The sequence below is a fragment of the Rhizobium favelukesii genome, assembly GCF_000577275.2.
GTDB classification, from domain to species: Bacteria; Pseudomonadota; Alphaproteobacteria; order Rhizobiales; family Rhizobiaceae; genus Rhizobium; species Rhizobium favelukesii.
Map to the genome: position 1 here is coordinate 1 of NZ_CBYB010000033.1, position 12,239 is coordinate 12,239.

Sequence of the window (12,239 nt, forward strand, 5' to 3'; positions counted from 1 at the left end):
AAACCCGAACTGGTCGCCGAGATCCAGTTCGCCGGCTGGACAGCGGACGGACTGGTGCGTCAGGCGGCGTTCAAGGGTTTGCGCGAAGACAAGCCTGCAGCCGAAGTCGAGGCGGAAAAGCCGGCGTCGCCGGCTAAGACCGACACGCCGACGCCGGCCGTGACAAAGCCATCGAGACCGTCGCGCGGCAAGAACGCCAAGGCCGAGGTGATGGGCGTGATGATCTCCAGCCCGGACAAGCCGCTCTGGCCCGATGCCAATGACGGAGAGCCGGTGACCAAGGAAGATCTGGCCCGTTATCACGAAGCCGTTGGTTCATGGCTGATCGACCATATCAAGGGACGGCCATGCTCGATCATCCGAACGCCTGATGGCATCGACGGCGAACAGTTCTTCCAGCGACATGCGATGCCGGGAACCTCGAACCTGCTCGAACTGGTCAAGGTATTCGGCGACAAGAAACCCTATCTGCAGATCGATCGGGTGGAGGGCCTTGCCGCCATCGCCCAGATCGGCGGCGTCGAACTGCATCCGTGGAATTGCGAAGCGGGCCAGCCTGAGGTGCCAGGCCGTCTTGTCTTCGACCTTGATCCCGGTCCGGATGTCCCGTTCTCAACCGTCGTCGAAGCCGCTCGGGAAATGCGCGACCGGCTTGAAGAACTCGGCCTCGTCAGTTTCTGCAAGACCACCGGTGGCAAAGGCCTGCACGTCGTCACGCCGCTGGCGGCAGCAAAGGGCAAGAAGCTGGCCTGGTCGGAGGCCAAAGGCTTCGCGCACGATGTCTGCCTGCAGATGGCACGCGAGAACCCTGAGTTCTATCTGATCAAGATGGCGAAGAACCAGCGAAACGGCCGCATCTTCCTCGACTACCTGCGCAATGACCGGATGGCGACGGCGGTCGCGCCGTTGTCGCCACGCGCGCGACCGGGCGCGCCAGTATCGATGCCACTCACCTGGAGCCAGGTAAAGACGGATCTCGATCCGAAGCGCTTCACGATCCGCACCGTGCCGGCGTTGCTGGCGAAGACGACGGCCTGGCAGGATTATTGCGATGGACAGCGTTCGCTGGAGCAGGCCATCAAGCGGCTGGCGAAGTCGATGAAACAGGCCGCATAAGAAGCCAGAGATCAGAAGCCGTAGCGCTGATCAAGTTCTCTGAGGGCAGCCTGAACCTCATCGACGAAAACCGGCTCCGGCGTTCCGGGAATATGGCGGAACGCCGGCTTCGAGTCGACCGCGTAGAAGTCCGAGGCCCATGCCGCCAGGATGGCCCGTTTGTCGTCTGCGGAGAGTGCGGTCGCTTTCACCACGTCAAGCGGCCGCTCAATCTGCATGCCCTGTAGCAGGATCGTCGGACCCATCGCAGCGGCACTGCTTGCCGCCTGCTGCAAAATCTCGTGCATGTCGGCCTTCTTAGCGAACGTGCGGATCTTTGTCATGCCGGCGACGGGAGGCGGCGATCACATTGGTTTCCGGCGCCAGCAGATCGTACTTCTCAGCGAAGGCGGCGAACAGGCCGCGCGCGGTCTCCGCTTCGATCTCGCCGCGCAGTGCCGCACTACAGGCCTTTAGCGCGACCGAGTGCGCGTTATCACGTTGCAACGCGGGCCATTCGACGAGATGCCGGTAGGCATCCATGACGCTCCGGACCTCAGCCGGGAAGCCAAGCCCGACGAGGATGGTAACAGGTTGTCTGAACATATCGGGTTTCATGGCTCTCTCCTTCCCAACCCGGAATGTTTAACAGGCGCCGCTGCGCGCGGCGCCCCTCTCCAAAGTCTCGGTTACGCGGCCTTCTGTGCTTCGATCTGCACCGGGGCGGTCGACTGCGCGAGGGCCGGGTTGGTCTGGATGTCGATCTTCCGCGGCTTCAAGGCCTCCGGGATCTCACGAACGAGATCGATCGACAGCAGACCATTGCTCAGATCCGCGCCATTCACCCTGACATGATCGGCAAGCTCGAACCGATGCTCAAAGGGCCGACCGGCAATGCCGCGATGCAGGTAGCCGTCATTGGCGGTCTCCTGCTTCTTGCCCGTGACGATCAGAAGGTTGGACTGGAAGGTGACGTCGAGGTCATCCTGGGCAAAGCCCGCCACCGCAATCGAGATCCGGTAGCTGTCGTCACCGGTCTTGGCGATGTCATAGGGCGGCCAGTCGCTGATCGAGCGGGCGCGCTGGGCATTTTCGAGAAGAATGAAGACCCGGTCAAAGCCGACGGTCGAGCGGAAGAGGGGTGCATAGTCGTAAGATGTTGCCATAGCCATATCCTCCTTGAAGCAACATGGGTACGGAAGCGCCGAAAGCGGCGCTCCCAGCAAGTCCAGCCCTGTCCTCAGCAGCTGGCGGCAATCGATTTGGTTTTTGGCATGTTTTGATTCAAGAGTGCTGCCAGAAAAAACTGGCCAGTGCTGGGTCACACTCAATCCAGCGCGTAAACCGCAGCATTATCCTGAATTTCCCGAAGGCCTTTGTAAGATGCGTGCCGCAGATTGCCGTCGTCGGTCCAGCCGCGGAATTCGATCTCGGCAATCAGCGTCGGCTGCGCGAAGACGTAATTCTTGCCCTTGAGCGGAACGACCGGAGTCCGCGTCTTTAGCGTGTCGAGCGTCTTCTTCAGGTAGGCCGCATCCTTTTCCTTGAAGCCCGTGCCAACGGCGCCGACGTATACCCAATCGTATCCGCGCCGGGCGGCGAGCAGCAGACTGCCAATCCCACCGCGGGCAACCGTCGACTGCTGGTAGCCGACGATCATGAAGCTTTCACTCTGAATGCATTTGATCTTCAGCCAGTCGCCGGTCCGGCCGGATCGGTATGGACTGTCCCGGTGTTTGGCGATGATACCTTCCAACCCAAGCGAGCGGGCGTTTTCCAGAAGTTCGGCGCCGTCACCCGCCACCTCCTCGGACAACTGTGTGGCACCGACCGCGCCCCCGAGCAGATCCTCAAGCAGATGGCGACGGACCGAAAGCTCGGTCCGGGTCAGATCGTGGCCATCGAAGTAAAGAAGATCGAAGGCGAACAAGACGGATTCCGTCGAAACACGCTTACCGCCGCGCCCGCCGAGCGAACGCTGCAAGGCTCCAAAGTCCGAGCGTCCCTCGCTGTTCAGAACCACGGCCTCGCCGTCGAGGATGGCTGTCGAAACGCCCAGGTTTCTGACGGCCTCAGCAATCGTCGGGAAGCGATGCGTCCAGTCATGGCCTCCGCGTGTAATGATCCGCACGTCCCTCGGCTCGATGTGGATCGCCAGACGGTATCCGTCCCATTTGATTTCATAGGCCCAGTCAGGGCCGGTCGGCGGCGTAGCCTTCAGGAGCGCCAGGCACGGCTCGACCCGGTCTGGCATTGGATCGAACGGAAGATTCGGTTGAGCCGGGTCGCGCTTTCGGCGCGGCTGCGATTTTGCGGTAAAGCTGTCATCTTGTAGCAGTGGTTTGGCGGGTCTTCTCACTTGCTTGACCGGCTTTCTGCCGCGACCGACTTCTTCAGGGCATCCATGATATTGATGACGTTGCTTGGCGCAGCTTTCCCCGGTGCTGGCTGCTTGGCTTTCGCCGGCTTCTTCATCGCCTTCTTCTTGGCGGCGATGATATCGAGCAGCCGGTCCTGCACAGGGTCGATCACCATCTTCGCATCCCAATGCTTCGTCTGCTTCTTGATCAGCTGCTGCACCAAAGGCATCATGTCGGAATCCGCCGTCTCGTCGTCGATGCCTGCGAAATAGGTATCCTCGTCACGGACTTCATCCCCGTAGCGCAAGGTCCAAAGGACAATACCCTTTCCGCGTGGCTCCAGCATGACGGCGCGTTCCCGGCGCGAGATCACCAGCCGCGAGATACCGACCATGTCCTGGGCCTCCATCGCGTCGCGGATGACGGAGAAGGCTTCCTGTCCGACCGGATCGTTGGGCGACAGATAATAGGGTGTGTCGAGCCAAAATCCATTCCACACTGTCGCGCGGCGTGAAGGTCGAAATGTCGATTGTCTTGGTGCTTTCGAGCGCTACGTTTTCCAGCTCTTCGTCCTCCAGCATGATGTATTCGTTCTCGCCACGCTGGTAGCCTTTGACCTCGTCTTCGTCCTTGACCTCCTTGCCGGTGACGGAATCGACATAGTGGCTGACAACGCGGTTCTGGGTTTCGCGGTTCAGCGTGTGAAAGCGAACCTTCTCGCTCTCGGAGGTCGCCGGCATCATCTGCACCGGGCAAGTGACGAGCGAGAGCTTGAGATAGCCTTTCCAATAGGGACGGATAGCCACGATATCCTCCGATCAACCGGCGCGGCGAGTCGGGGACGCCGCCGACTTTGATTTGGCCGCGGCGGGCTTGGCGGCCTTCTGGCGGCGCGTGCCCTTGTTGGCGTTGCCAGCCGTTCGCTTCGGCTCGGCCTTCTTCCCACCTAAGCCGGCGCTCTCTCTGAGTGCCTGCAGAAGATCGCTAGGTTTCGATGCCGCCGGCGCCTTCTTCTTGGGAAGCGCCCTCCCCTCGAGCTTGGCCTTCACCAGCTCGGCGACGGCCGCCTCATAACGATCGTCGAACGTGCTGGCGTCGAAGCTGCCCTTCTTGGTGCCGATGATATGCTCGGCTAGCTCCAGCATCTCGCCTTCGATCTTCAGATCGGGCAGTTCCTCGAACGCCTCCTCGGAGGAGCGAACCTCGTAGTCGAAGTTAAGGGTGGTGGCGATTAGCCCTTTGCCGTGCGGCCGGATGAGCACGGTGCGGACACGGCGGAAGAGGACCGTGTGAGCAATGGCCGCGACTTTCGCTTCCTTCATGCCGTCGCGCAGCAGCACGAAGGCATCCGTCCCCATTTTGTCGGGCGCCAGGTAGTACGGCTTGTCGAAATAGACGTCGTCGATCTCATTGCAGGGAATGAAGGCGTCGATTTTCAGCGTCTTGTCGCTGTCGGGCACGGCAGCCGCCACTTCGTCAGGCTCAAGTACGATTTACTGACCATTCTCGATCTCGTAGCCCTTCACCTGATCGTCACGTTCGACCGGATCGCCGGTCTCGCTGTCAACAAACTCGCGCTTCACCCGATTGCCGGTCTTGCGGTTCAGCGTGTTGAAAGCGATCCGTTCCGAGGATGATGCCGCGGTGTAGAGTGCCACCGGGCAAGCGACCTCTCCGAATTTGATGAAACCTTTCCAATTCGCTCTCGGGGCAACCATGACGCAGTACTCCTGACACAACCAATGCGATTCAAGTGAATCGGCATGTAATTGTTCCGAGTCGAAACGAATCATTTTTCAAGGGCTTAGGCCGACTACGCTGCTCGTTTTGCGAGTCTGCACTAGACTCTTGATTCCGGTGCATCTTTTCGGGGCCGCGCGCGTTTCTTTGTGGAGCAACCTTAAAGGAGTCCTGCCATGAGCAAGCGCGAACTGATCGATACGGGAACCGACAAGCGTTATGTCCGTCGGGACAAGGACGGCAAGTTCAAGGAGAGCGTCGACGTCTCGCGATCGCTGTCGGCCGATGCCCGCCACGACGCGAAGCATGATGCGAAGCCGGGTCAGGGCGACAAGGGTGATCGCAAGCACTGACGGAAACGCCGGTGAAGCTCGCCACCTATAACGTCAATGGCATCAACGGTCGGCTTGAGGTCCTGCTCCGTTGGCTCGACGAGGCGAAACCTGATGTGGTGTGCCTGCAGGAGCTAAAGGCGCCGGACCAGAAGTTTCCGCGCCGCGAGATCGAGCGTGCGGGTTACGGCGCCATCTGGCACGGTCAGAAATCCTGGAATGGCGTGGCGATCCTTGCCAAGGATCAGGAGCCGCGAAAGACGCGACGCGGCTTGCCTGGCGATCCTGACGACAGTCACAGCCGTTACATCGAGGCTGCCATCGATGGCACCGTCATTGGTTGCCTGTATCTTCCGAACGGCAATCCAGCACCTGGGCCGAAGTTCGATTACAAACTCCGCTGGTTCAAGCGTCTTCAATCCTACGCCGCTGACCTGTTCGAGCTCGAGGTGCCCGTAGCTCTCGTCGGCGACTTTAATGTGATGCCGACCGATCTCGATGTCTACAAGCCGGAGCGCTGGCGGGATGACGCCCTCTTTCGACCTGAGGTTCGCGCGGCCTATGCCGAACTCATCGCCATGGGCTGGACGGACGCCATTCGGCTGCTGCATCCAGAAGAGCGGATCTATACGTTCTGGAAGTATTTCCGGAACTCCTTCGCCCGCGACGCCGGGCTGCGCATCGACCATTTCCTGCTGAGCCCATCGCTGAGGGAAAGACTGCAGACCTGCGGTGTCGATAAGTTCGCGCGGGGCTGGGAGCACACCAGCGACCATGCCCCGGTCTGGATTGAACTGGACGACGGATAGCACATCTCAAGGAAACGGTGGTGCGGTTACCTCGCTCGTCATCTTCGGAGGTAGCCGGCTGCGAAACAAAGGAGTGTCGTGATGCCCGCTCAACAAGAATTCGATACCGTGGAGTTCTCAGATCGCTTAGGGGCGATGACGGATGAGGAAGTGTTCGGACTGATGCAAGAGCTTGAAGAGGCAAGCGAGAGCATTGCTCCCAAAAATCGCGATGACAGCGATGTATTCGCCCAGATCGCCATGGTGGAGACGGCCATAGAGGAACGGTTCCCCGGTCAGCTTCTGGCGCCATATAAGGATTGGCAGCAGCGTCGGATCGGCGGCTGATCAGGAGATTTTGTCCATGACCGATAGAACTCAAAGTCCTGAACGACTGTTTCAACAGCTGGATGATGCCGTTGCGGAAATCATCGACCGCTTCGCACGCGAGGGGCATGGAACAACGCGTGTCATAGAGACGCTGCAGGACGTTCTGGCAAAGCGACAGCTCGCCTATGATCGTGACCCTGATCCGACGGATGAACCGATAGAAGAACCTTCCAACGATTGGCCGGCAGCAGATAATCCATCAGATAGCGGCGGAGGGTCGTGACCATGCACAATATGGCAGACCCTCCGGTCGCCGCGGAGACATTGCGCAGTTTGACCCGAACGCAAGAAGAAGCACTTCGAGCAATTGCCTTCTTTCGGCGACAGAGGAAAGTGGGCGGCGGTTGGCTCGTGGGTGACAAGCGGCTGTCGGAGAAGCTTGTCGAGCGGCTGGAAAAGATGGAGCTGGTCGAGGAGAGCTTCATCCGCGGCGAACCGGTGCTGCAGTTGACCATTGTCGGACAGGCGATCAAGACGCAGCTGCTTCAATAATCTGCGTGCTCCGGCATTGCATCCCGTCGGCAAGGCATGCTCTCCCGATGCCTTGCCGATCCTGCTACATTGTCAGACCGCGAGTGTAAACTGGCCGGATCAAAGTAGCCGCGTCAGACGGTGATGGTGCCATCATCGATAGAGCAATAGGGCCGCTTTCATCCATAATTTTCGCCGACTGTGACACCGACGGAAGAAAGCGCTCACTAAGAAGGCTAGATTCCCTTATCAATTCAATTGGATAGCCGACACCACAAAAAAGCGGTTCTCGCCTCCATGTACGTAAGTTATTAATAGCGCTGTGTGACAGCGAGATTTTCCCTATGAGTGATGCGGTTTTGGATTATTTGTCGGCATTTGGCCCCTCGCTTACAAGCGACGTGGCACAATTCCTGATCGACGACCACGGTTTGAAACCGGATGCTGCTAGGCAACGGGTCTCGAGAACACGAACCGCAGTCAAGCGTCTCGCGTATATCACCTTCCCCCGAAAGGCCCGCTTCATCTATCTGCAGCAGCAGTACGGCTCGCCACAATATTGGGAGAAACTCGTCGAGTCGCTGATCAGAACACGGTCGGCATATGGATTGGCGATCGAGTCGATCTTGCAACGTGGCGGGCTTATTCCCGTGAAGCACTTTGCGATCGCCTGTGGTGCTCCGATGATGCAGGCACGGCATTTGTCACCTGATACGATCTTCAATCGACTAAAGCAGGCGCAACTTCTGGACAAGGTTCTTGTCAGCGGCATTGGTGAATGCATCGTGTTCAGCCAATACGAGGGCCGTTACGAATTCTTGGCGCAAGATGTCCGAGCGAGGCTAATTACCGAGTCCGTACTGCTCAAGGCCATCAGTGATTGGAGCAGGAAGCTCGGTCTCGTCAGTTACGAAAAGGTGTCCACACGTGACGGCGAGACACTGCCAAGGGTGGGCACGTTTGCGTGGGATCTAACGGCGCCATCTTATCTGAGCTTTCTGACGAAAGGTGACGACGGCAAACAAAAGCCAGGGTTTCTTGCCTGCGATATTCTTCTTGGCGAAGAGGTCGGCGTCGGAGGGATTCGGCCGTTTCTTCAAAAATGCCATTCGCTGCGTGCACTCCGTAACGTCGGGCCGACCATCCAGATGTTCGTCGCCGATTCCTATTCGCATGACGCGTTCATGCTTGCCAAGCAGAACGGGATCATAGCGGCGACACCGGGAAATCTGTTTGGTGATGAAATCGCCGCTGGACTTAAGGAACTGACCAGCGTTCTGCGCCAAGCTGCAACATCTGCCATCGACCCGGCGAGGTTCGACGAACTTTTCAGCAGGCTTGGTAAGATCGAAGGCGCGTCCTCGCAACTGCGCGGCACGTTGTTCGAATACCTCGCAGCCGACATAGTCCGTAAAACTATCTCCTGGGACATCAAGATGAACCGCATCTTCAAGGATGATGCGAACAAGAAACAGGCTGAGGTGGATGTCGTAGCGATCAATGGCAATGCATCAATTCACCTTTTCGAGTGCAAAGGCTACAGTCCCTATGGCGAAATCCCGGACAGTGAATTCAAGCGATGGTTACAGCACAACGTGCCGACGGCTTTCAGTGCCATCAAAAACCATCCGGATTGGAAAAACCTGAAGGTCCACTTTGAGTTCTGGGCGACGGGATCGCTGTCTGCGGAGGCACTAGAAATTTTCGACGTCGCAAAGAAAACGGTCAAATCGAGCCGATATACGCTCGGCTTGAAACTCGCTCCGGCTATCCTTGCCATGTGCAAGCAGACGAATGACAAGGGCCTGACCACTGCTTTTCAAAAGCACTACATGAAAGCCTGAATAATCATACTGACCAATATTTAGGTATAAGAATTGGTCAGTATGATCAAATCGGTTGCCAGTGACCAAAGTTTGTATATAATCTTCGGTCAGAAGGTAGGTCAGCTATGCCGGATCCCACATCGGACACTCTCGAACGCATTCACCAAAGGATTGCCGGCGCGGCGCCTTCGGGCGTGTGGTCGCGCGCCGATTTCCTGGATATCGCAACACCGACCGCTGTCGAAAAGGCGCTGCAGCGGCTGACCAATCGCGGTGACATCCGACGCCCTCATCGTGGTCTCTATGACAAGCCGGGTATCAGCCAGTTGACCGGGAAGATGGTGTTTCCGCCCCGCGCCTCATTCATCGATGCGATCGCACGGCGCGACAAGCTTCGTGTGTGCGTCGACGGCATGACGGCTGCCAACGATCTTGGCCTGACGACGGCAGTTCCGGCCCGGTCCACGATCTATGCAGATACCTATCCCCGAACCATCGAAATCGCGGCCAATGCGGGTGACACGCAGGCCACAAAACCGGTCATCTATATTCTGGACTTCAAGCGAATTTCGGCAAAGACCGCTTTCTGGGCAGGCCGACCGGCAATGCGAGTGATCCAGGCCCTCCACTGGTTTCGCGATGAGCGGTCCAATCTGGAGACGGTTGTCGATGGTATCGTCCGTTACCTGGCACGAAGCCCGCACAGGCAGCCGATTGTCGAAGATCTGCGCGAAAACATCAACGCCATCCCTGCCTGGATGTACCAGGCGATAGAAACGATAACACGCGACCCGCGGCCCCCGGTGGATGAAGACACTCCAACAGGCCACGACGGAAAGGATGAACATGCGCCAGAGCTTCATTGAAGTCCTTCGCTCAAGCGCTGACGAGCGGAGAGCACTATTCTCCGCCGCGGCGTCCGACCTGGAGACGCGGGCCGAGAATATCGAGAAGGATCTCTATGTCTGTTGGGGGCTTGACTTCCTGTTTAACCGGCGGAGGGACGATGCCATCGGTCTTTATTTTAAGGGCGGTACCAGCCTTAGCAAAGCATATGGCCTGATCCAGCGTTTTTCCGAGGACATCGACATCGGGATCTACAAGGCTGATCTAAAAGTTCCGCTCGAAGCCGATATCGCAGCGCTCCCCTCGGTCAATCAGCAGCAGAAGGCCCTGGCCGAGCAGGTGGACGAGGCAGCACGGCATTACATGTCCAAGCCCCTCAAGCATTTGCTCGATGAGGAAATCGCAGCAGTCGAGGAACAGATCGGACAAAAGGGACATTTCTCGCTCGACTTCGGGTACGATCTTTACCGGAGAAAAGAGGCGCTCGACGTACTGGTTCTGGGATACAGAAGCGTCTTCGACACGAGCGGCGGTTATGTCGAGGCGGCAGTGCGTATCGAAGGCGGGGCACGCCCGGATCCGGTTCCGGCCGAGAAGCGAGAGATCATTCCATACGTTGCCTCGGAGATGAGAAAGGGCACTGACCTGACGGTCGGGAATGTCACCACGGTCAAGCCGGAGCGCACTTTTTGGGAAAAAGTTCTGATCCTTCACGCGATGACGGAGATGACGGAAAAACGAAGAATGCAGGATAGTCCTGAGCTGAAAGTTCCAGATCTCAATCGATACTCGCGCCACTATTACGATGTTCATCAAATTTGGACGAATCCCGGCTACGGCAGGGCCACTGCATCGATGCTTGACCTTGCGGAGGCTTGCCGCCGGCATAAAGAGCTGATGTTTCGCGCACCGGATCATCGATATGATCGAGCGGTCCCAGGAAGTTTTCGGCTGGTGCCCACCCCCGAGATGCGTAAGAAACTGGGAGCCGACTACGAAAGAATGTCTGCCATGATATTTGAAACGCCACCTGATTTTGCGTCGGTCATGACAAGCATTCAGGAGCTGGAAACGCTTCTCAACACTATCGCGGACAACCCCTTGGTTTAAAAAGCAATGCTAAAGCTATACATCGTTCAACAGAGCTCGCGTCGTGACCGCCATCTGGCTAAGCTCGCGTGTGGGTTAATGAAGGTGGTCACTCGCCGGGAACGGGAGGCAGTTTGGAAAACGAAGACGTCCTTTTACCCTTTGAATTTCATCTTATGGGAACGCCGATTTCCCTCCAGGCTAAATCCACATCAAAGGAGCGCTGGAAAAGTGCAGTCGCGGAGGCCGCAAGACTCCGGGTCGAAGAAACTGTCGAGTGGGCCTATTTGGAGCCAGAACCGCTTGCTCTCACCATCTACTACTTTCCGACCGCGGCGATGGGCGGGGACGTCGACAATATTGTCAAGCCGATCATGGATGCTTTGATCGGGGTTGTTTATACAGATGATAAGGCTGTCGAGAGGGTGACCGTGCAAAAATTTGAACCGTCTGTCGACTGGGAGTTTGCGACCCCGAGTGAACAGCTTACAATTGCTTTGGATACGACAAGCGGGACGGACGGTCCAACGCCAGTCGTTTATGTTCATGTCGCCAACGATTTAAGTTGGAGGAGACTTTGATGAACCTGAATGCTCAATCCGCGGTCGAGTTCGAGCGGCAGGCGCTCGAAAAGCTGAAATCTCAGTATGAAGAGCAAGGGTTCGTCTTCTTTGCACACCCGGGACGCGACGATGTTCCCGCATTCCTTGGCTCGTATCGTCCTGATGCGATCGCGCGCAAACCAGGTGTCAACGTCATTATCGAGGTTAGGCAACGCTCGAACTCCGCCGCCGAACGATCGCTGAATGAGATTCGCCGGCTCGTTGAAGGGCAGCCAGGATGGCAGTTTGTTATCACCTACGGAGGGAACGACCCTCAAGCGACCGTTGTCATTCCGGCTGCATCCGCAGAAGCGATCCGCGCGCAACTGGACGAAGCCCGTTTACTGGCACAGCAGGGCCATCGCCGTGTCGCCTTCGCACTCGGCTGGTTTCTTCTGGAGGCTGCGCTTCATCGACTTCAGAGTGAAGAAGGCAAGCGCCCCCGTGCTCCGGGGACGGTTGTTGAGACATTGGCGATGCTAGGATATCTCACTCCAGAGACCGAGCGCCAGCTAAGACCTTTGATAGCCTTGCGAAACCGTATCGTCCATGGTGATATTCAAACGGAGCCGTCCGACGAGGACATGAAGGCTATCTTCAAGGCCTTGGACGAAGCCTTGTCGGAAGATTAGATGGTTTTTGCTGGCGATCTCGGCAGCCCGCATCGGGATCGATCGTTAAGAGATCTCCGATCAAACTG

The 12,239-nt window shown here is 57.7% G+C and carries 15 protein-coding genes and 2 pseudogenes; 11 read left to right on the plus strand and 6 right to left on the minus strand.

Annotated elements, in window-relative coordinates:
- The coding region (gene ligD, locus LPU83_RS30700; RefSeq protein WP_157997302.1) for a DNA ligase D at positions 1-1,116 on the plus strand (1,116 nt) is incomplete at its 5' end.
- A gap of 11 nt (positions 1,117-1,127) precedes the next feature.
- On the opposite strand, the gene LPU83_RS30715 is transcribed toward ligD (LPU83_RS30700), so the two are convergent.
- The 6 genes and pseudogenes from LPU83_RS30715 to ku (LPU83_RS31585) all read right to left on the minus strand — a co-directional run bounded on the left by LPU83_RS30715 (position 1,128) and on the right by ku (LPU83_RS31585) (position 5,173).
- A complete protein-coding gene (locus tag LPU83_RS30715; protein WP_024318818.1) occupies positions 1,128-1,403 on the minus strand; it encodes a hypothetical protein in 276 nt (91 codons plus the stop codon).
- Positions 1,404-1,413: 10 nt separating this feature from the next.
- Positions 1,414-1,713, minus strand: a complete 300-nt coding sequence (locus LPU83_RS30840; protein WP_024318817.1) for a DUF982 domain-containing protein — start codon at positions 1,711-1,713, stop codon at positions 1,414-1,416.
- Between the two features lie 71 nt (positions 1,714-1,784).
- Positions 1,785-2,261 (minus strand): Hsp20 family protein, encoded by a 477-nt coding sequence (locus tag LPU83_RS30940; protein WP_024318816.1) that lies wholly within the window; start codon positions 2,259-2,261, stop codon positions 1,785-1,787.
- 161 nt (positions 2,262-2,422) lie between these two features.
- On the minus strand, positions 2,423-3,454 hold the full coding sequence (gene ligD, locus LPU83_RS31050) for a non-homologous end-joining DNA ligase (RefSeq protein WP_024318815.1): 1,032 nt from the start codon (positions 3,452-3,454) through the stop codon (positions 2,423-2,425).
- A pseudogene (gene ku, locus LPU83_RS31260) lies at positions 3,451-4,261 on the minus strand (non-homologous end joining protein Ku). Before ku (LPU83_RS31260) ends, ligD (LPU83_RS31050) begins: the two are co-directional and overlap by 4 nt.
- 12 nt (positions 4,262-4,273) lie before the next feature.
- A pseudogene (gene ku, locus LPU83_RS31585) lies at positions 4,274-5,173 on the minus strand (non-homologous end joining protein Ku).
- A gap of 198 nt (positions 5,174-5,371) precedes the next feature.
- On the opposite strand from ku (LPU83_RS31585), the gene LPU83_RS72915 reads away from it, so the two are divergent.
- The 10 genes from LPU83_RS72915 to LPU83_RS32230 all read left to right on the plus strand — a co-directional run bounded on the left by LPU83_RS72915 (position 5,372) and on the right by LPU83_RS32230 (position 12,171).
- Positions 5,372-5,548, plus strand: a complete 177-nt coding sequence (locus tag LPU83_RS72915; RefSeq protein ID WP_112158088.1) for a hypothetical protein — start codon at positions 5,372-5,374, stop codon at positions 5,546-5,548.
- A gap of 11 nt (positions 5,549-5,559) precedes the next feature.
- Entirely contained in the window at positions 5,560-6,336 is a 777-nt protein-coding gene (gene xth, locus LPU83_RS31615) for an exodeoxyribonuclease III (protein ID WP_024318814.1), read from the plus strand.
- An 81-nt stretch (positions 6,337-6,417) separates the two neighbouring features.
- Complete coding sequence (locus LPU83_RS31685) at positions 6,418-6,663, plus strand: hypothetical protein (RefSeq protein WP_024318813.1); 246 nt, start codon at positions 6,418-6,420, stop codon at positions 6,661-6,663.
- Between the two features lie 16 nt (positions 6,664-6,679).
- Positions 6,680-6,928 carry a hypothetical protein gene (locus LPU83_RS32140; RefSeq protein WP_024318812.1) on the plus strand — a complete coding sequence of 83 codons (249 nt, stop codon included), beginning with the start codon at positions 6,680-6,682 and terminating at the stop codon, positions 6,926-6,928.
- A 2-nt stretch (positions 6,929-6,930) separates the two neighbouring features.
- On the plus strand, positions 6,931-7,197 hold the full coding sequence (locus tag LPU83_RS32145; RefSeq protein WP_024318811.1) for a hypothetical protein: 267 nt from the start codon (positions 6,931-6,933) through the stop codon (positions 7,195-7,197).
- A gap of 323 nt (positions 7,198-7,520) precedes the next feature.
- Entirely contained in the window at positions 7,521-9,020 is a 1,500-nt protein-coding gene (locus tag LPU83_RS32155; RefSeq protein WP_024318810.1) for a hypothetical protein, read from the plus strand.
- A gap of 107 nt (positions 9,021-9,127) precedes the next feature.
- On the plus strand, positions 9,128-9,868 hold the full coding sequence (locus LPU83_RS32210) for a DUF6088 family protein (protein WP_024318809.1): 741 nt from the start codon (positions 9,128-9,130) through the stop codon (positions 9,866-9,868).
- Positions 9,849-10,958, plus strand: a complete 1,110-nt coding sequence (locus LPU83_RS32215; RefSeq protein WP_024318808.1) for a nucleotidyl transferase AbiEii/AbiGii toxin family protein — start codon at positions 9,849-9,851, stop codon at positions 10,956-10,958. The genes LPU83_RS32210 and LPU83_RS32215 overlap by 20 nt, the downstream gene beginning before the upstream one ends.
- 113 nt (positions 10,959-11,071) lie before the next feature.
- Positions 11,072-11,518 (plus strand): RusA family crossover junction endodeoxyribonuclease, encoded by a 447-nt coding sequence (locus LPU83_RS32220; protein ID WP_024318807.1) that lies wholly within the window; start codon positions 11,072-11,074, stop codon positions 11,516-11,518.
- Positions 11,518-12,171, plus strand: coding sequence for a hypothetical protein (locus tag LPU83_RS32230; protein WP_024318806.1), 654 nt, complete (start codon positions 11,518-11,520; stop codon positions 12,169-12,171). The genes LPU83_RS32220 and LPU83_RS32230 overlap by 1 nt, the downstream gene beginning before the upstream one ends.
- Positions 12,172-12,239: the final 68 nt, after the last annotated feature.

Bases quoted from the DNA above. Each gene is read 5' to 3' on its own strand.
- LPU83_RS32215 (WP_024318808.1), top strand. From the start codon at position 9,849: ATGCGCCAGAGCTTCATTGAAGTCCTTCGCTCAAGCGCTGACGAGCGG.
- LPU83_RS32155 (WP_024318810.1), top strand. From the start codon at position 7,521: ATGAGTGATGCGGTTTTGGATTATTTGTCGGCATTTGGCCCCTCGCTT.
- LPU83_RS31685 (WP_024318813.1), top strand. From the start codon at position 6,418: ATGCCCGCTCAACAAGAATTCGATACCGTGGAGTTCTCAGATCGCTTA.
- LPU83_RS32145 (WP_024318811.1), top strand. From the start codon at position 6,931: ATGCACAATATGGCAGACCCTCCGGTCGCCGCGGAGACATTGCGCAGT.
- LPU83_RS30715 (WP_024318818.1), bottom strand. From the start codon at position 1,403: ATGCACGAGATTTTGCAGCAGGCGGCAAGCAGTGCCGCTGCGATGGGT.
- LPU83_RS30940 (WP_024318816.1), bottom strand. From the start codon at position 2,261: ATGGCAACATCTTACGACTATGCACCCCTCTTCCGCTCGACCGTCGGC.
- LPU83_RS32210 (WP_024318809.1), top strand. From the start codon at position 9,128: ATGCCGGATCCCACATCGGACACTCTCGAACGCATTCACCAAAGGATT.
- LPU83_RS72915 (WP_112158088.1), top strand. From the start codon at position 5,372: ATGAGCAAGCGCGAACTGATCGATACGGGAACCGACAAGCGTTATGTC.
- LPU83_RS32230 (WP_024318806.1), top strand. From the start codon at position 11,518: ATGAACCTGAATGCTCAATCCGCGGTCGAGTTCGAGCGGCAGGCGCTC.
- LPU83_RS32140 (WP_024318812.1), top strand. From the start codon at position 6,680: ATGACCGATAGAACTCAAAGTCCTGAACGACTGTTTCAACAGCTGGAT.
- LPU83_RS30840 (WP_024318817.1), bottom strand. From the start codon at position 1,713: ATGAAACCCGATATGTTCAGACAACCTGTTACCATCCTCGTCGGGCTT.